This is a genomic window from Rhodoglobus sp., assembly GCF_053580035.1.
Window position 1 is genome coordinate 29,716 of the sequence record NZ_JBMDVL010000004.1, and the last position, 16,157, is coordinate 45,872.

Sequence of the window (16,157 nt, forward strand, 5' to 3'; positions counted from 1 at the left end):
CCTACGGTGGAAGAATGAAACACAAACCGGAGGCGATTCTTGATGCCGCCATCGTGCTTTTCGATCGAGAGGGCATTGGAGTCTCAACGGCAAAGGTTGCCGCTGTCGCTGGTGTGTCCAATGGGACCCTCTTCAATTACTTCTCGTCGAAGCAAAAATTGCTCGACGCCGTGTATGGGCATCTCACCGACGAGCTCGCCGAGGCGTTGGGAGAATTCGACCGCCACGCGGCGCCTCGTGAGCAATTCTTTACGGCATGGCGGCGGTGGCTGGAATGGGCCAAGGGCTATCCAGAGCACCATCGAGTGAAACTATTGCTCAAGGGCGCAGATCTCGTGAGTCCTCAGGCGCAACAGGTCGCGGACGCCCATTTCGGAGCGCTGTATCTCCTGCTTGCGGAGTGCTCGCGAGCAAACCTTTTTGTCGATCTCCCCGACGAGTATTTAGCCGAGACGTTTATCCGTCAACTGGAGTTGTCCGTCGACAGCGCGCTCACTCCTGAGCAGGGCGAACGAGCGTTCACCGTGCTCTGGAACGGCATTACCCGCCCCGCCTCTCATGCCATCCCGCTACAAGAATCTTTTCAGGAGAAATCATGACCACCGTGCTCGTTACTGGCGCATCAGGCTTCATCGCTAAACACATCGTTCGCGAATTGTTGGAGAAAAACTACGCCGTGAAAGCGGCAGTTCGCTCAGAAAAGCGGCAGGCACAGGTCGAGGCGCTATTCCCCGGTGCTGATTTGAGCTTCGTGTCGCTCGACCTGCTCGCAGATCAGGGCTGGGCAGAGGCGATGGTCGGAGTGGATGTGCTTCTCCACACCGCGTCTCCTTTCCCCGTTGATGAGCCCAAAGACCCCCAGGAGCTTATCCGGCCTGCCGTTGAGGGCACGCGCCGGGCATTAAGCGCAGCGCAGGCCGCTGGGGTGCACCGCGTCATCCTCACCTCGAGCTGCGCCGCAATCTATAAAGATTCAGCCAAGCCGCGAATGGATGCCTCTACGCCGGCGAACTGGACAGACCCTAAGCATCCCGATACGACTGCCTACGAAGCATCCAAGACTTTGGCAGAACGTGCGGCGTGGCAATTTGTGGCCGAGCACCCCGAAATGCAGCTCACTACGATCAACCCGGGAGCCGTCTTTGGTCCGCCGATGGATGAGCACTACGCCACCTCATTGGCGTACGTTGAGCGCTTCCTCGGGGGCGTCGATCCGGCGTACCCCAAATCGAACCTGCCGATCGTGGATGTGCGTGACGTTGCCCGCATGCATGTTGCAGCTATCGACAGCGCGGTGGCGATCGGCAAACGCTATCCGGCGAATGCGGGTGCGATGATGATTGCCGACGCCAGCGCCGTGCTCAAGAAGGTCTATCCGGAGCGCAAGATCACTACCCGGCAACTGCCCGACTGGCTGGTGAAAGTTGTTGCTCGTGTCAACCCCGCGGTGCGGGCCCTTGCCGGTTCCATCCAACGCAACCTCGATGTTGACGGTTCCGATGCCCCGCGTGACTTGGGCTTCACCTACATTTCCTCTACCGCCGCCATTCTGGCTTCTGCTGAATACCTCGTCGCGAACGAACGCTAGGGCGCTCCCGCGGAGCGGGTGGGTGGTATCCGGTGGCTGACCGCTACTGGATGCCGCTACTTTTAACACATGGCAATCAAGCGAGTAGTAGTTACCGGGGCAAGCTCAGGCATTGGCGAGGCGACTGCTCGTCGGTTCGCCAATAACGGATGGCGTGTGGTCGCTGTTGCGCGTCGTGAGGAACGGCTCGCGGCGCTCGCGGCCGACACCGGGGTTGACACGTTCGTTGCCGACGTGACGAAACAGGATGACGTGGAGGCGCTCGCCGCCTACCTTCGTGAACTTGGCCCCATCCATGCGCTCGTCAACAACGCGGGCGGCGCGCTCGGCGTCGCGAGTGTTGAAGAGAGCGACGCGGATGATTGGATCCGGATGTTCGACGTCAACGTCGTGGGAACCAAGCGCGTTACCAGCGCGCTCTTGCCGCTGCTGCGCGAAGCGATCGTTGAGGGCGAGACGGCGAGCATCCTCATGATTACGTCAATTGCCGCCACCGTGCCTTATGAAGGCGGCAGCGGCTACAACGCAGCCAAGTTTGCCCAGCACGCCCTCACCGCTGTGTTGCGGCTCGAGCTTGCGGGGGAGCCGATCCGGGTGATTGAGGTTGCTCCCGGCATGGTGAAGACAGAAGAGTTCGCGCTCGTTCGTTTCGGCGGAGACGCTGCCAAGGCAGACACCGTCTATGAGAATGTGCCCGACCCGCTGGTTGCCGATGACATTGCCGAGGCAATTGTGCACGCTCTTGAGCTGCCGCCGTTCGTCAACCTCGACCTCATCACGATCAAGCCTGTTGCCCAGGCTGCGCCGCACAAGATGATCAGGGGCGCGCTGAAGGTTCGTTAGTCGTTGCTGTTTCCGGGCGCTGCCGCAGGTTCGGTGCTCGCGGTCCCCGTGTCGTCCGCTCCTACTGCTGGCACGAGCTCATCGATGTCATCCACCACGTCGGCAAAGGCTAGCTTCGGCACCAAGAACAGCAGCACGGCGGCGACGAGTGCACCAACACCGCAGATCGTGAACACCGTCAGGTAGCCGAACAAGCTTGAAGCGGTTTCGGTGACGGCGGATGCCGCCCCGGCCAGAAGCACGATGGCGAAGATCGCCGAGGCGAACGAGCCACCAATCGTCTTGGTCGTGTTGGTGAGAGCAGTCGCGATGCCGGTCTGGCCCCGCGGGGCAGCGGCAGCGGCAGCGGCAGGGAGCGCACCTACGAGGGCACCCGAGCCAAGACCCGCGATGCTCATGTTGAGGAAGACGCTCAGCACTGTCGCATGGAATGGCAAGAACATGAGGTAGCCGGTTGCGACGAAGAACGTGGCCACGATGAGGGCAACCCGCGGACTCTTCCACTTCGACAGAATCGGGAAGAGCAGCGCTCCCACAATCATTGACACAAGGTAGGCGCCGATAATGTACGAGATCTCATCCGATTCCATTCCGAGGCCGTACCCGTTGATCGGGTCGGTGCCGGCGAAGGTCGCGAGCGGTGCCTGGGCGCCGAGGAGGCTGATGCCGACGAGCCCCGCAGTGAGTTGGATGGGCCACATGCTCGGGTCTCGCAACATCCGAAGATCGATCGCAGGATCTTTCTGGCGCAGTTCGTAACGACCCCACGGAATGAAGGTGGCGACACCAGCGAGCATGATGACGTACACCCACAGAGCGCCTGGCCCGTTGATTCGCAAGAACGTGAGCCCCGACGTGATGAGCAAGAGGCCGAAAGTGAGGAGCACGAAGCCCCAGAAGTCGAGCGTGCGGCCGGGCAGCGGTTTCGATTCGGGTACACCGAACAGGATCACGAAGAAGACAATCGTTACCGCGATGGCGGGGATCATGAGGGTCTGCTGCACGTTCTCGCCAAAGGCCTTGAAGATGCGGCCGCCACCGAGGGCACCGATGATGGCACCGGCTTCGAGAGCAACCACAAGGAACCCTGCGGCCCGACGAGTCTGTGAGGCGCCCATGCCGGTGACTCGTCCGCGGTCAAAAATCAGTGCGACTTCGAGCGGGAGCCAGACAACGTAGAAGCCTTGCAACGCCCACGCGATCAAGAAGCTCGTGAAGTCACCCGTGAATGCCAGCCACCAGGTTGCGCCGGCGGTCAGAACGGTCGAAATTAGCAGGATGCGCTTGTGCCCGTGCATGTCGCCGAGCTTCGCGAGAATCGGCACCACAATGGCGCTCAGGAGCAGCTGGGCGGCCTCAAACCAGTTGAAATCAGCGTCGCGGATGCCTAAATGCTCGACGAGGTCGGGGATCAGCGGGATGTAGTACCCCTGAATAATTCCGCTCACCAGCTCGACAAAGAAGAGGTAGCCGATGAGGCCAATCGTGATGGCACCGGATTTTCCGCGCAGCAATGACATGAACGGATGCTATCGGTAGCGGGGACGGAAGCTAGCGTAGTGACATGGATTTCCGCAGTGTCGACCCCGGGTGGTCTCGCATACTCGACCCCGTCGCGACACAGTTCGATGCTATTGCTGCTTTTCTTGCTGAGGAGACCGCGCAGGGGCGCGAGTGGCTTCCCGCCGAAAACGCAGTACTGCGCGCCTTTCGTGAGCCCTTCGACGACGTGCGGGTACTCATCGTCGGCCAAGACCCGTATCCAACGCCGGGGCACGCCGTGGGGCTAGCGTTCTCGGTGGACCGGGCGGTGCGACCGCTACCGCGCAGTCTCGGCAACATTTACCGCGAACTCAACGACGACCTCGGGATCCCGCCAGCAACTCATGGCGATCTCAGCGCGTGGCAGCGCCAAGGTGTGCTGCTGCTCAACAGGGTGCTGACAGTGCAGGCGGGGGAGACGGGCTCCCATCGTCGTCACGGCTGGGAAGAAGTGACGGCCCACGCGATACGCGCGCTCGCGGAGAGGCCGCAACCGCTTGTTGCCGTGCTGTGGGGCAAGGATGCGGCATCCGTTGCGCCACTGTTGGGCGATACCCCGGTGATCATGAGTGCTCACCCGAGCCCGCTCTCTGCTCGTCGGGGTTTCTTCGGTTCGAAGCCGTTTAGTCGCGTGAACGCTGCGCTCGAGGAGCAGGACGCTGCGCCCATCGACTGGCGAATCGACCCGTCACCAGCCCCATAAAATAAGAGTCTCGTCACCCTCGGGGCGAGACAGTCTTCACCACTCACCTTCTTTGTCACGACACCTCGGGAGCAGCAATGGCACACCACTTTAGAGACGCCATCGCAGCGGATGATGCGGCGCTCGCCGAAATCTATGGCTACTACGTGAGCACGACCGTTGTCACGTTCGACATTGTCGAGGTCACTCCCGAGATCATGACGGCCAAGCGCACGTCGGTTGAAGAGTCGGGGCTGCCGTTCATCGTCGCTGTTGACGACAACGATCGGGTACTCGGCTATGCCGCGATGTTTCCGTGGCGTCCTAAGGCCGCCTACAAGCGTACGGCCGAGGGCTCGATCTATCTCTCGCCGTCTGCGACAGGCCAGGGTGTTGGCGGTGCGCTGCTCAACGAACTCATTGAACGTGGGCGTCGGGCGGGCATCCGCGAAATTATTGCCGTCATTTCGGATGAGGGAACCGAGGCCTCCGTGCACCTGCACCAGAAATTGGGCTTCGAATCCATCGGGCATCTCAAGCGCGTCGGCTTCAAGTTCGACCGCTGGGTCGGCACGTACCTGCTGCAGAAGTCGCTCGACGCCTAGACCCTCGCTCTCGAACAGCTCTCGAGCGCACGGATGCCCGGCCTCCCGCGAAGGGAGAGCCGGGCATCCGCGTATCCGGGCCGGTGTATCGACCGCCGCGTTTGAGCTACGCCGCGTTTCTCGGGGTGGCCCGTCGCAGCAGCGTGAACCCGGCCACGCCGCTGATCGCGGTGAGCACGAGGCTCCAGGCCGCGACCCCGAGAACGCCGAGGTCGACCAGCGTGGCACCAACCGCAGCCCACGAGTCCGTGAAGGTCGCCAGCGCAATCAATCCGACGAGGAGTGCTCCGACGATGATAAAGAACACGGAAACGCCGGTTGCCTTCCAACGAACCCAGACAGCGGCAATCGCTGAACCGAAGAAGAGGAAGAACAGGAACAAAACGAAAACGACAAAAATGCGTTCGGGCGTGGAATCGCCGAAGTAGATCGGTGCGAACATGGTGCCACCCATGCCCCAGCCGTTGGTTGCGTTTTCGATGGCGGCCAGAACGCTCAGGCCCGTGGTGTAGATGACGGCGAGGACCACGAAGGCAAGCGCGCTACCGAGGTAGTAGTCACGACGAGTGACGCCGTAGCCGAGGGCGAAAGGGAAAGTAATGCTGATCGCTTGAATCGCCACCACCATCATGTAAATGAAGATGAAGAAGCTGGATCCACCGAATTCTGTTCCTTCGAGTGCACCTACGCGAGCCTCGGGGGAGAGCGCCGAGAAAATCAGCCACCAAATTGTGAGAGTTCCCACGAATATCACGCCGAGAATGATCCAGGGTAGGCCGAGAGTCGTCCACGGGTTGGCGAAATGCAGTTTGGCGACATTGGCGATGCGCTTCAGGGGGCTTGCCGGTTGGGCGAGAGCCGTGGTTGTGGTGGTCATGCGCTGGCCTCGAATTCCTTAGTCTCGGTGCGGGTGAGTTGGATAATGAGCTGCTGCAACGACACCGGTGACAGTTCCAGCCCGGCAGCGTGTGCGTCGCGGCGCTCGCTCTCGCTGAGCCCGCCAACGGTCACCGAGCTGAGCCCGCCGATTCCGTCGCGGTGGAGCACTTCACGGTCACCGATGAACGTGTCGACAGTGGTCCGCATGCCGACAACGGTCGTCGCGCGATTGCGGAGAGTTTCGGCGTCCTCGTTGATGAGCAGCTTGCCGTCATCGATCACGAGTACGTGTTCGAGCAGGTTGCTGACCTCATCGATGAGGTGGGTGGAGAGGATCACAGTGCGCGGATGGTTGGCGTAGTCCTCAAGAAGGCGATCGTAGAAGATTTGGCGAGCCACGGCATCCAGCCCCAGGTAGGGCTCATCGAAGAAGGTGAGTGGTGCGCGTGAGGCGAGGCCGACGATGACTCCGATGGAGGAGAGCTGGCCGCGGGAGAGCTTCTTGATGCGGCGGTCGAGGGGGAGGCGGAAGTCGGCGATCAGACGCTCGGCGAATTCTTGATCCCAGTTGGCGAAGAACCAGGGGGCCGTCTTGAAGACGTCCTTCGGACGGAAGTCTTCGGGGTAGCGCTGGCTCTCTTTGATGAAGCAGGTGTTCTGCAGAACCTTTGCATTCTCTACTGGGGCCTGACCGAAAAGAGAGATCGTGCCACTTGAGGCGAACTCTTGGCCGGTGAGCAACTGCATGAGGGTGGTCTTGCCTGCTCCGTTGCGGCCGAGCAGGCCGTAGATCTTGTTCTCGGCGACCGTGAAGCTCACGTCGCTGACGGCTTTCACTTTGCCGAAGTGCTTGCTGAGGTTGTTTACCTCGATGGTGGAGGTCATGAGTTGTTCGCCTCCTTGGCGATCATCTGGGTGAGTTGGGCGGAGTCGATGCCGAGCTTTTCTGCTTCGGCCAAGAGGGGGCGCACGTACTCGCTGCTGAAGCTGTCGCGGCGAGCACTTTTGAGTTGTTCTTGAGCGCCGGTGGCGACGAACATTCCGATTCCTCGTTTCTTGTAGAGAATTCCGGCATCGACGAGCACGTTGACGCCTTTGAGGGCGGTCGCGGGGTTGATGCGATAGAAGGCTGCGAACTCGTTGATCGAGGGAGCCTGGCCTTCTTCGGGTAGTGCGCCGGAGATGATGTCGTTCTCAATGTTCTCGGCGACCTGCGCGAAGAGGGGGCGAGAGTCATCCATGTGAGCCTCCTTTCTGAGTGTGGCTAGTTGGTTAGTTGGTGATGTAACTAACCAACCAGCATGGCGGGTCGTTGTCAACCCCCTTAGGCTGAATCCGTGTCAGAACTTCATCGCCTCACCGCCCTTGAGCAGCTGCATCTCTTGCGATCGGGCGAGGTGAAGCCCACCGAACTCGTGGAGTGCTACCTCGATCGCATTGAACGGCTGAATCCTGAGCTGGGCGCTTTTACCGAGGTGACTCCGGATGCTGCGCGCCAGCGTGCTGTGGAGCTCGAAGCCTCTGGCTCCCGCGCCTCCGCCCTCTGGGGTCTGCCCTCGGGCGAAAAAGACTTGTGGGCTCGCGCCGGAGTGCGCACCGCCTACGGATCGCGCGCCTTTGCTGACTTCGTGCCCGAGGTGTCGGATGAGATCACCGACGTTCTCGATGCTGCCGGCGCGATCAGCCTCGGCAAAACCGCAACTCCCGAATTCGGGCTGCCCGCCTACACCGAGCCGCTCTCGGATGCCCCGGCCGTGAATCCCTGGGACACCTCGCTGGGCTCTGGCGGCAGCAGCGGGGGAGCGGCGGTCGCTGTTTCTGCGGGGCTCTTGCCCTTCGCGCCGGGCTCGGACGGTGGTGGCTCGATTCGTATCCCCGCCGCCGCGACTGGACTCGTTGGGCTCAAGCCGTCCCGTGGTCGTGTGCCCGCGGGCAGTGGTTTCGGCAGTCTCGGCCAGCTTCCGGTCACCGGCCCTCTCGCTCGCACGGTGGCGGATGCGGCATTGCTCCTCGATGGCATCGCCGGCCCCTCGCCGTTCTCGGTTGGCCCGCCCACGTGGGACGGCGGCGCCTTCCTCAACGCGGCGATCCGCGGCGAAGGCACCTTCAACATCGGCGTCATGACAACCTCGCCGTGGGATGAGACTTACGACATCAGCGTCTCGCCCGAAGCTCAGGATGCTCTCACTCTCGCTCGCACGGCGCTCGACCAGCTCGGCCACGGCAGCGAAGACTTCGCGCTCGCCCCCTCACCCGAATACGCCGAAGCCTTCACGGTGCTGTGGCAAGCGGGAGCCGCCGGAATCCCGCTCGACGGCGAACAACTCGAGCTCGTGGAACCCCTCACGAAATGGCTCATCGAAAGCGGACGCCGGATGAGCGCGCGCGACGTGGGCGTCGCCATCGCGACGCTGTCTCGGTTCGAGCGCAGCGTCATCCGCCAGTTCTCGACCTACGACGCCGTGCTGACGCCGGCGATGGCCATGACGCCACGCCCGCTCGGCTGGTTTCATGCCGAGGATGCCTTCGAGAACTTTGCAAAGCAAGTGCAGTACACACCGTGGACGAGTTTCGTCAACGTATCCGGCCTGCCCGCGATCAGCCTCCCCGTGCACGCAACCGCGGAAGGGCTGCCGATGGGCGTGCAGCTCATTGGCCGCCCCGGTCGCGAAGACGTGCTGCTCGCGATTGGCGCGCAGCTTGAGCGGCGCTTTCAATGGGGCTCGCGGCATCCGGCGGCGTTTGGGGCTTAGAGTCCGCCGAGAGCGCTTCGTTATTTAGGTAAGGCATGCCTATACTGGGATCAATGTTTCCCGAACTCTTCACCCCGCAGATCGCCTGGAATCCCCAGTCGGCTGACCGCGTGCTGCTCGCGGGAGACGAGACCTCGATCGACGCCATCTCGATGATTCTCGCGACATTGCCGGCCCGTTCTCGCGGCCAAGTTTTCATCGAGGTCGACTCCGCTGACGATATCCAGCCGCTAGCGGCTCCCGGCCGTTTCAGTGTGTGCTGGCTACTACGCGAACGTGGCCAGAGCGTCGCTCGCTCGGTTCACGCGTGGTTGAGCGAAATGCTCCCCGTGAGCGCGTTCGGCGAAAGCACCGTCTATGCGTGGGTTGCCCATCAGGGCCCCGCTCGCCTGCTCAGCTCGAACTAGTTCACGGCGCTCCGCCTAAACCTTGGGTGTGCGCGCCGATCGGCCGCGAAGGTAACCGCCTAGCTCCAACCCGGCCTCGATTTCGAATCGATTCTTCAGAGCGTCCTGGCCGGCAAGCAAATACAGCGGGATAAACCACAATCCATAGTGCCGCCACTGTTTACGGTGCACAGCCTCATGCTCAAGCACCGTGTCGCTCACATTGTCGCATGTGAGATACACCGCGCCAATGGTCGTGCCGCCGCGACCAAACGCCCAGCGCGGCACATGCTCGGCAACAATCACACCGCCACGAAAACGCAATCGAAAGCCACTCAGTAGCCCACCCCACAGCAGCCCGGATGCGGTAGCAAACCAATACCCGGGTCGCGTAACAGCGGGGTGCAGCAGCACTCGCTGCACTCGCGGATTGTGTTCAGCTTGGGCAATGGCGCGGCCAAACCGTAGGCCTCGTGAAGCGCTCATTTCTTCAGCCCGTTGCCGTCGTTAGGGGCGACCAACAGCCTCGAGTAGCCGCAGCCACACCTCGCTGATTGTCGGATACGAGGGCACCGCATGCCAGAGGCGCGCGATAGGGACTTCGCCGACTATGGCGATCGTGGCAGAGTGCAGCAGCTCTGCGACATCCTGACCGACAAAGGTTGCACCGACAATGACCTGACGTTCTCGGTCAATGACGAGCCGTGCTTGGCCCTCATAGTTGTCGGCTTGAAGGCTTGCCCCGGCAACCCAACCGATGTTGTAGTCAACGATTTGAGTGTCTATTCCGTGCTTCTCGGCACCTTCAGCGGTGAGGCCAACTGAGGCGACTTCGGGGTCGGTGAACGTCACTTGGGGAACAGCGCAGTGATCTGCTGTTGCCACGTGAGACCCCCACGGTGCGTTATCGACCACAGCACCGGTGGCGCGTGCCACGATCACGTCGCCAGCAGCGCGCGCTTGATACTTACCCTGGTGGGTGAGCAGCGCACGATGGTTGACGTCACCAACGGCATACAGCCAGTCGGTGTCGTGCACGAGCATGGTGTCGTCAACGGCCAACCAGTCTCCGGGGGTGAAGCCGACGGTGTCGATTCCGATATCTGTGGTGCGCGCTGTGCGACCCGTCGCCACCAAAATTTCGGATGTGGTGAAACTTTCGGTTTCGGTATCAATGTCGATGCCGTGACCGGTGCGCTTGATGCGCGTGGGGGACGCCTTCACGATAGTGACGCCTCGCTCACGGAGGGCTTTCGCGACTAGGTCACTGGCAAAATCTTCTTGACCGTTGAGCACACCGCTACGAGCAAAGAGGATCACTTTGGCGCCAAGGTCACGGTAGGCGGTTGCCATCTCAACGCCGACAACGCCGCCACCAATGATGGCGAAGGATTCAGGAACTTCTTTGACGGATGTTGCTTCCCTTGGTGTCCACGGTTGCGCCTCAATGAGGCCAGAAATATTCGGAAGCATCGGCGTCGATCCGGTCGCGACGACAACTGCGTGATGTGCCGTCAACGTGGTGACCTCACCATCCTTTGCTGTGACGATGACTCGTTTAGGCCCATCGAGCCGCGCGTGGCCCCTCACGAGATCAATGCCCGCTTTCTCTACCCAACTGACTTGGCCAGCGTCATCCCAGTTGTTCGTGAAGCTGTCTCGGCGGGCGAGCAGAGCAGCAACATCGATGCCGCCCGTGACCGCTTCGGCTGCACCTGCCACGCGTGTGGCGGCACGCAGGGCGAGCCCGCTGCGAATGAGCGCCTTCGAGGGCATGCACGCCCAGTAGGAACATTCGCCGCCGACGAGTTCGCTTTCGACGAGTGCAACGCTCAGTCCGCCTTGCACAACCCGGTCAGCAACGTTTTCGCCGACAGCGCCGGCGCCAATAACAATGACATCCCACGCATTCTCAGTCACAGTGATCCCTACTTTCCGACGAAGTGTGCGGTTTCGCGCGTCATGAAAGCTTCCATGCCGATTCGGGCATCTTTGCTCTGAGCGACTGCGACAAGCGCTGGTTGAAGCCCGGCCTCTGCCGCAGCATCGCCCTCGCGAATAGCAAGATTAGCGTTGGCGAGGGCTGCCTGAACAGCGAGCGGTGCCTGAGCGGCGACCCGCTGAGCAAGCTCAAGTCCGCGGGCATACTGCTGGCCATGGGGCACGACCTCTTGCACCATTCCGATGCGATGAGCTTCGGCGGCATCGAAGCTGTCGCCGGTGAGAATCCAGCGCATCGCATTCGACCAGCCAACTTGACGGGGAAAGCGGATAGTCGCTCCACCGAACGGAAGGATTCCGCGTGAGACTTCGACCTGGCCGAACACGCTCGAATCGGCAGCAACGGCAATGTCGCTAGCCAAAATCAGTTCAATTCCGAGAGTGAGGCAGGTGCCCTGAACGGCGATAACCACAGGTTTGGAGAGTTTCTGCCCCGAAACTTGCCACGGGTTAATCCCACCCTCGGGAACCATATCGAGACCATCGGCACCGATTCGGGGACCGATATCGGCAAGATCGAGGCCGCCAGTGAAGTGGTCACCATGGGCAAAAACGAATCCGGCGCGCAACTCAGGGTTTCTCTCCAACTCGCCATAGGCAAGCGCAAGCTGCTGCAACATTTCCATGTCGGCGGCGTTGCGTTTGTCGACTCGATTGAGCCCGATGAGCAAGACGTGGCCATCTCGTTCCACGGTCACTTTGGCGTTACTGGTGTTGAGGTCAGTCATGGTCCCAGCCTACGACCCGCGCGCCAACGTGGGGTATCGCGCTGACGATAAGCTCATACCCAGCCCTACTTTTCGGAGGTTCCCGTGTTGCGTTCCGCAATTCTTGCTCTCGCTGTTGCCTCGACGGCCCTCCTCGCTGGTTGCTCAAGCGAGCCGCCCGTTGAGGTCTCCGCGAGTTCGATTGCTTCGACGGCGGCCTCGGCGCTAGAGCAGTCCATCGGCGAGTTGCCTGAGATCGACTGCGGTGACGACATGGTCGAGCTGAAGAACGGCACAACCCTCGACTGTGTGTTGACTGATCCGGCGCTCAATGAAGACTTCGATAGTGAGGTCACTATCAAGGACGTCGATGGCGCCAATTATTCGGTGTCAGTCTCGGTAGCTGAGGAGCCTCGGGAATAGCACCCTGTTGTCGATGTCCCGGCTAGCGGCGACAAACAACGCGCCCTAACGTGCCGAAGTAATGGCGCCGATCAGTCGCAATATGGTCGGGAGATCATCCGCTGCCTGACTGACGGATGCCGGGGCAAATTCAGTAATTCCGGCGCCGGCAAGCGGATACTTTGCCACAATCGCGCGAATTGTGTCAGCGAGCAGTGCCGGAGTGATCCCAAACGGCACCGGGGATCCGAGACCCGCCATGTCGGCAGGGTCAAGCACATCGAGATCGATGTGGAGATACACGGACTTTGCGCCCGCTGCGGCCAGCGCCTCTAAGACTGACTCAGGAGAAAACTCGATCACACCGATCGAGCGGATGCCAGCATCCTCAATGTAAGTGTCTTCTTCGGGGTCTGCCGAGCGCACGCCGGCAAGAATCACCTGATCTGTCGTGAGCGGATGCGCGGGTACGAGTGGCGCTGCACCCTCACCCAGAAGCGTCCGAAGTACCATCCCCGTAAAAGCACCAGAAGGGCTGGAGGCGGGAGTGTGCAGGTCGGGGTGGGCGTCAATCCAGACCACGACTGGTGCGTTGGCGCTGACATGCCCGATCGCCGCCAACTCGACACCACAATCGCCCCCGATCGTCACGTGGGTCGCGGAGTCTGCGGAATAGAGCTGAAGGGCTCGGTCGCGAACAAGCAAGAGTGAACTCAGGCGTTGAACGCCAGTGCCTTGGTGATCGCCAGCTTCGAGCGGCACGTCTACGGTGCGAGTCGATGCGGAGGGAAGATCGCCCCGAATCGACTCGGCACCGTCCACGAGTTGCATTGCTCGGGAAGACCCTGAGCCCTGCCACTGTGGAACGACAACGTAGTCAATTGTCATTCGTAAGATTTCGTGTTCGCGCTACTCGCCAGCCGTCACAGCTTTTGTGCCGCCCGACTTGAGCGCGGCTAGGCGGGCCTCAACTTCACTCTGCTTTCCGAGATCTTCTAGGCCCTCAAACTGGGCGTCGAGGCTGGATGCTGCCAACTCTTGCTGCCCAAGAACCTTGGCCTCTTCGCGCCGAATCTTGTCTTCGAAACGACCGAGGTCGCTAGTCGGGTCGAGCAGATCGATCGACTTGAGTGCATCGTGAACTTGAGACTGCGCTTCGACAGTCTTGGAGCGAGCGACGAGTTCATCACGCTTTGCGGTCAGTTCGCTAAGTTTTGCGCGCATGCCGTCGAGCCCACTCTTGAGCTGATCAACAACGTGCGTTTGCGAGGCAATTGTTGGGGCGGCGGCACGGGCTTCATTTTCGGAGGAAACCTGACGGCTGATGGCGATCTTCGCAAGGTTGTCGAACTTGTCAGCGTCAGCCGAGTTGCCCGCTGCGCGAAGTTCGTCTGCCTTGTTGCTTGCCGCGAGGGCTTTACGACCCCAATCGGCGGCAGCGTTCCTGTCTTCGGTGTGATCTTGCTCCATGAGCCGGAGATTGCCGATCGTCTGAGCAACAGCGCTCTCCGCATCCGCAATGGAGTTCGTGTAATCACGCACAAGCTGGTCGAGCATCAACTGGGGGTCCTCGGCCTGGTCGAGAATCGAGTTGATATTCGCCTTCAGTAGTTGTGAAATACGTCCGAGGATCGACTGCTTTGCCATGCGACATGCCTTTCGTGAGTGTTACCGAGCAAACCGTACTTAGAATCTACCGCCGCGACTGCGACCGCCACCACTGCGACCAGAACTTCCGCCAGAGCGACTGCCGCCTCCAGAACGACTGCTGCCGCCCATCCGAGAACCACCAGAACGTGAACCACTCGAGCCCGAGCTGCCACCCCACGATGAGCCGCCCCACGACGGGCTCTGGCCTGACCGAGATGACCGTGAGCCCAAGCTGCCGCCGATAAGGCCTCCGATGATGCCACCAAGAATGTCGCCACCCGAGCTGCCACCACCGCTGAAACCGCCAAGCCCACCGAGCCCGCCCATGCCAGTACCCATTCCGCCGCCGGTCGAGAACTGCGAGACATCACGCTGTGCGAGATCGTATGCCGTCGCAGCTAGCTGATCGGCTTGTCTCGCATGCGTCAAGGCCGTAACCGGATCGGATGTCTGCAAAGCCAGTGCCTGCTTCACCTGACGATCGGCTTCACTAATCCTCGTTCGCGCTTCGGAGCCAACACCACCGCGACGGGTCGTAATGAACTGTGCCGTCGTGGTGATTCGCGACTGAGCGCCCGCAAGCGCAGCTGTCAGTTGCGTCGCTGCCTGAGCGACGGCCGCCTGCTGATCACGCACCCCAATAAACACTGTTTCTAGGGCAGCGTTTGCCTCACCGAGAGAGCTCAAGCTCGCCACGGGATCATTTGAGTGAGCCTGTGCCGAGGCAAGAGCGGTTTCGGCAGTAGCGATGTATGGCTGCAATGCTGACGAGGTGTCGTCGCGGGGCAGAGCGCGAGCTGCAGCAATGTCCGAAGTGGTGTCTGTTATTGCGGCAGCCAGTTTTTGCTCCGCCGACTGCAACTCTGTGGCAAGTGAATCCACGGCCGCGATCAATTGAATGGCCTGGCCGAGTTTGGCCTGGGCGGTGCGAACGGAGACGGCGGCGGCGCTTGGCATTTGTGAGTTGATTGCGTCACCAGCGGCTGAAGCGTCTGCAACGGCAGCGTCAAGCAGAGCTCTAGCGCGTTTGCTATTGTCTGCGATCGCCACAATCGCGGAACGTGAATATTGCGCGTTTAGATTTTCCAGCGCGTTGTCCATTGCTGGGACTTTTTCTCTCGCCCGAGCTACAAGGGCGAGGGTCTCCGCAAGCGCAGCCGGAGCGTTGGTTTCTAGCTGCCTCAGCTGTTCAAAAGATTCCGCTTGGTTATCCAACAATCCATCTGCGTGTTCGCACAGTTCGATGATTTCGAGTGTGAGTGCGCGCTTCTGCTCTGCAGTTTCTGGATCGCTGTCGTCGAGCCTCTGGCGGATGCGGAACGCGTCGGCGACAGTGGAACTCGCTTCAGCAAGAGCTGCTTCGAATTCAACGATTGAAAGCGAACCGAATTGTGCCTCTGCGAATCGTAGCTCCTGCTCGCTTGTCTTCAGTGCATCATCCATTTCGACTAGAGCGCTGCCTGCGCGACGGTCGAGTTCCTCCTGGGAGACACTCTCGCCCGGCTTCTGAGAATTGCCAGCGCTGCCTCGACGCCGCACGCGATAGATCGCGTAGGCACCGACACCGACGACGGCAGCCCCGCCAATGATCGGTAGAAGCGGGATGCCACCTCCCGATGCTGCAGAAGGTGACGGTGCTTCTTCGCCGGTGAGCGAATTCGCCCCCGCGATTGCAGCCTGCGCCCAATTATCGTTGCGAAGTTCTGCTTCGATAGCGCTCTCGGCCGCATCCAATTGAGCGTCAGTTAAGGGCGCATCAGCGGAGACAGACAGCGAATACTGTCGTTGCGAAACAGCAACCGCCAGCAGAAGATCGGCGTCACCGAGGCCATTGGCCTCTGCCGTGGCATTCGCCCAGTCAATGAGAGCGTTGGGGTTCGTGAACTCGTCAACGTAGACCACAAAAAGTTGCACACCAGTCCGCTCGTACAGCGAGTCGAGAGCTGTGACAACGTCTGCAGTGCTGCCGTCGAGCACGCCGGTGTTGTCGATGACATAGGCGCCATCGAGCTGAACAGGGTCTTCGGCGAGAGCTGGCGCCGCTGTCATCACTGCGAGCCCAACAGCAAGGGCAAATACGGTGGCTAATCGAGCCTTCACTGGTGCTCCCTTGTCGACG

General features: G+C 61.0%; 18 protein-coding genes. 8 read left to right on the forward strand and 10 right to left on the reverse strand.

What is annotated here, in order from left to right:
* The first annotated feature begins 14 nt into the window (after positions 1-14).
* The 3 genes from ACOH1Z_RS12430 to ACOH1Z_RS12440 all read left to right on the forward strand — a co-directional run bounded on the left by ACOH1Z_RS12430 (position 15) and on the right by ACOH1Z_RS12440 (position 2,431).
* Positions 15-599 (forward strand): TetR/AcrR family transcriptional regulator, encoded by a 585-nt coding sequence (locus ACOH1Z_RS12430; RefSeq protein ID WP_449648813.1) that lies wholly within the window; start codon positions 15-17, stop codon positions 597-599.
* The gene (locus tag ACOH1Z_RS12435) at positions 596-1,588 is read left to right on the forward strand and encodes an NAD-dependent epimerase/dehydratase family protein (RefSeq protein WP_449648814.1); all 993 of its coding nucleotides are present in this window, start codon (positions 596-598) and stop codon (positions 1,586-1,588) included. The genes ACOH1Z_RS12430 and ACOH1Z_RS12435 overlap by 4 nt, the downstream gene beginning before the upstream one ends.
* Before the next feature lie 69 nt (positions 1,589-1,657).
* Complete coding sequence (locus ACOH1Z_RS12440; RefSeq protein WP_449648815.1) at positions 1,658-2,431, forward strand: SDR family oxidoreductase; 774 nt, start codon at positions 1,658-1,660, stop codon at positions 2,429-2,431.
* On the opposite strand, the gene ACOH1Z_RS12445 is transcribed toward ACOH1Z_RS12440, so the two are convergent.
* The gene (locus ACOH1Z_RS12445) at positions 2,428-3,951 is read right to left on the reverse strand and encodes an MFS transporter (RefSeq protein WP_449648816.1); all 1,524 of its coding nucleotides are present in this window, start codon (positions 3,949-3,951) and stop codon (positions 2,428-2,430) included. The genes ACOH1Z_RS12440 and ACOH1Z_RS12445 overlap by 4 nt on opposite strands.
* A 44-nt stretch (positions 3,952-3,995) precedes the next feature.
* Here ACOH1Z_RS12445 and ACOH1Z_RS12450 point away from each other — a divergent pair, with 44 nt between their 5' ends.
* Both ACOH1Z_RS12450 and ACOH1Z_RS12455 read left to right on the forward strand, forming a co-directional pair.
* A complete protein-coding gene (locus tag ACOH1Z_RS12450; RefSeq protein WP_449648817.1) occupies positions 3,996-4,676 on the forward strand; it encodes a uracil-DNA glycosylase in 681 nt (226 codons plus the stop codon).
* Positions 4,677-4,753: 77 nt separating this feature from the next.
* Complete coding sequence (locus ACOH1Z_RS12455) at positions 4,754-5,260, forward strand: GNAT family N-acetyltransferase (protein WP_449648818.1); 507 nt, start codon at positions 4,754-4,756, stop codon at positions 5,258-5,260.
* A 106-nt stretch (positions 5,261-5,366) separates the two neighbouring features.
* On the opposite strand, the gene ACOH1Z_RS12460 is transcribed toward ACOH1Z_RS12455, so the two are convergent.
* Genes ACOH1Z_RS12460 through ACOH1Z_RS12470 form a run of 3 tightly spaced genes read right to left on the reverse strand, consistent with a single transcriptional unit; the run spans position 5,367 to position 7,380 of the window.
* Positions 5,367-6,137 (reverse strand): ABC transporter permease, encoded by a 771-nt coding sequence (locus tag ACOH1Z_RS12460; protein ID WP_449648819.1) that lies wholly within the window; start codon positions 6,135-6,137, stop codon positions 5,367-5,369.
* On the reverse strand, positions 6,134-7,024 hold the full coding sequence (locus tag ACOH1Z_RS12465) for an ABC transporter ATP-binding protein (protein WP_449648820.1): 891 nt from the start codon (positions 7,022-7,024) through the stop codon (positions 6,134-6,136). The genes ACOH1Z_RS12460 and ACOH1Z_RS12465 overlap by 4 nt, the downstream gene beginning before the upstream one ends.
* The gene (locus ACOH1Z_RS12470; protein WP_449648821.1) at positions 7,021-7,380 is read right to left on the reverse strand and encodes a GntR family transcriptional regulator; all 360 of its coding nucleotides are present in this window, start codon (positions 7,378-7,380) and stop codon (positions 7,021-7,023) included. Before ACOH1Z_RS12470 ends, ACOH1Z_RS12465 begins: the two co-directional genes overlap by 4 nt.
* Positions 7,381-7,476: 96 nt before the next feature.
* Between ACOH1Z_RS12470 and ACOH1Z_RS12475 the strand changes: the two genes are divergently transcribed.
* Together ACOH1Z_RS12475 and ACOH1Z_RS12480 are read left to right on the forward strand one after the other, a co-directional pair.
* Positions 7,477-8,892 carry an amidase gene (locus ACOH1Z_RS12475; RefSeq protein ID WP_449648822.1) on the forward strand — a complete coding sequence of 472 codons (1,416 nt, stop codon included), beginning with the start codon at positions 7,477-7,479 and terminating at the stop codon, positions 8,890-8,892.
* Between the two features lie 53 nt (positions 8,893-8,945).
* The gene (locus ACOH1Z_RS12480) at positions 8,946-9,299 is read left to right on the forward strand and encodes a siderophore-interacting protein (RefSeq protein WP_449648823.1); all 354 of its coding nucleotides are present in this window, start codon (positions 8,946-8,948) and stop codon (positions 9,297-9,299) included.
* A gap of 15 nt (positions 9,300-9,314) precedes the next feature.
* Here the strand turns inward: ACOH1Z_RS12480 and ACOH1Z_RS12485 are convergent, their stop codons facing one another.
* The 3 genes from ACOH1Z_RS12485 to ACOH1Z_RS12495 are packed head-to-tail and all read right to left on the reverse strand — an operon-like array spanning position 9,315 to position 12,007.
* Positions 9,315-9,764, reverse strand: coding sequence for a hypothetical protein (locus tag ACOH1Z_RS12485; RefSeq protein WP_449648824.1), 450 nt, complete (start codon positions 9,762-9,764; stop codon positions 9,315-9,317).
* Between the two features lie 21 nt (positions 9,765-9,785).
* A complete protein-coding gene (locus ACOH1Z_RS12490) occupies positions 9,786-11,198 on the reverse strand; it encodes a dihydrolipoyl dehydrogenase family protein (protein WP_449648825.1) in 1,413 nt (470 codons plus the stop codon).
* An 8-nt stretch (positions 11,199-11,206) separates the two neighbouring features.
* Complete coding sequence (locus tag ACOH1Z_RS12495) at positions 11,207-12,007, reverse strand: crotonase/enoyl-CoA hydratase family protein (RefSeq protein WP_449648826.1); 801 nt, start codon at positions 12,005-12,007, stop codon at positions 11,207-11,209.
* A gap of 84 nt (positions 12,008-12,091) precedes the next feature.
* On the opposite strand from ACOH1Z_RS12495, the gene ACOH1Z_RS12500 reads away from it, so the two are divergent.
* A complete protein-coding gene (locus ACOH1Z_RS12500) occupies positions 12,092-12,409 on the forward strand; it encodes a DUF4333 domain-containing protein (RefSeq protein ID WP_449648827.1) in 318 nt (105 codons plus the stop codon).
* Between the two features lie 45 nt (positions 12,410-12,454).
* Here the strand turns inward: ACOH1Z_RS12500 and ACOH1Z_RS12505 are convergent, their stop codons facing one another.
* From ACOH1Z_RS12505 to ACOH1Z_RS12515, 3 genes are read right to left on the reverse strand one after another with little or no spacing between them, the layout of a single operon-like run.
* A complete protein-coding gene (locus ACOH1Z_RS12505; RefSeq protein WP_449648828.1) occupies positions 12,455-13,276 on the reverse strand; it encodes an arginase family protein in 822 nt (273 codons plus the stop codon).
* A 21-nt stretch (positions 13,277-13,297) separates the two neighbouring features.
* Positions 13,298-14,035, reverse strand: a complete 738-nt coding sequence (locus ACOH1Z_RS12510; RefSeq protein ID WP_449648829.1) for a PspA/IM30 family protein — start codon at positions 14,033-14,035, stop codon at positions 13,298-13,300.
* A 39-nt stretch (positions 14,036-14,074) separates the two neighbouring features.
* Entirely contained in the window at positions 14,075-16,138 is a 2,064-nt protein-coding gene (locus ACOH1Z_RS12515; protein WP_449648830.1) for a TPM domain-containing protein, read from the reverse strand.
* Between the last annotated feature and the right edge of the window lie 19 nt (positions 16,139-16,157).

Bases quoted from the DNA above. Each gene is read 5' to 3' on its own strand.
- ACOH1Z_RS12455 (WP_449648818.1), top strand. From the start codon at position 4,754: ATGGCACACCACTTTAGAGACGCCATCGCAGCGGATGATGCGGCGCTC.
- ACOH1Z_RS12435 (WP_449648814.1), top strand. From the start codon at position 596: ATGACCACCGTGCTCGTTACTGGCGCATCAGGCTTCATCGCTAAACAC.
- ACOH1Z_RS12480 (WP_449648823.1), top strand. From the start codon at position 8,946: ATGTTTCCCGAACTCTTCACCCCGCAGATCGCCTGGAATCCCCAGTCG.
- ACOH1Z_RS12505 (WP_449648828.1), bottom strand. From the start codon at position 13,276: ATGACAATTGACTACGTTGTCGTTCCACAGTGGCAGGGCTCAGGGTCT.
- ACOH1Z_RS12485 (WP_449648824.1), bottom strand. From the start codon at position 9,764: ATGAGCGCTTCACGAGGCCTACGGTTTGGCCGCGCCATTGCCCAAGCT.
- ACOH1Z_RS12465 (WP_449648820.1), bottom strand. From the start codon at position 7,024: ATGACCTCCACCATCGAGGTAAACAACCTCAGCAAGCACTTCGGCAAA.
- ACOH1Z_RS12460 (WP_449648819.1), bottom strand. From the start codon at position 6,137: ATGACCACCACAACCACGGCTCTCGCCCAACCGGCAAGCCCCCTGAAG.
- ACOH1Z_RS12495 (WP_449648826.1), bottom strand. From the start codon at position 12,007: ATGACTGACCTCAACACCAGTAACGCCAAAGTGACCGTGGAACGAGAT.
- ACOH1Z_RS12445 (WP_449648816.1), bottom strand. From the start codon at position 3,951: ATGTCATTGCTGCGCGGAAAATCCGGTGCCATCACGATTGGCCTCATC.
- ACOH1Z_RS12430 (WP_449648813.1), top strand. From the start codon at position 15: ATGAAACACAAACCGGAGGCGATTCTTGATGCCGCCATCGTGCTTTTC.
- ACOH1Z_RS12510 (WP_449648829.1), bottom strand. From the start codon at position 14,035: ATGGCAAAGCAGTCGATCCTCGGACGTATTTCACAACTACTGAAGGCG.
- ACOH1Z_RS12470 (WP_449648821.1), bottom strand. From the start codon at position 7,380: ATGGATGACTCTCGCCCCCTCTTCGCGCAGGTCGCCGAGAACATTGAG.
- ACOH1Z_RS12450 (WP_449648817.1), top strand. From the start codon at position 3,996: ATGGATTTCCGCAGTGTCGACCCCGGGTGGTCTCGCATACTCGACCCC.
- ACOH1Z_RS12440 (WP_449648815.1), top strand. From the start codon at position 1,658: ATGGCAATCAAGCGAGTAGTAGTTACCGGGGCAAGCTCAGGCATTGGC.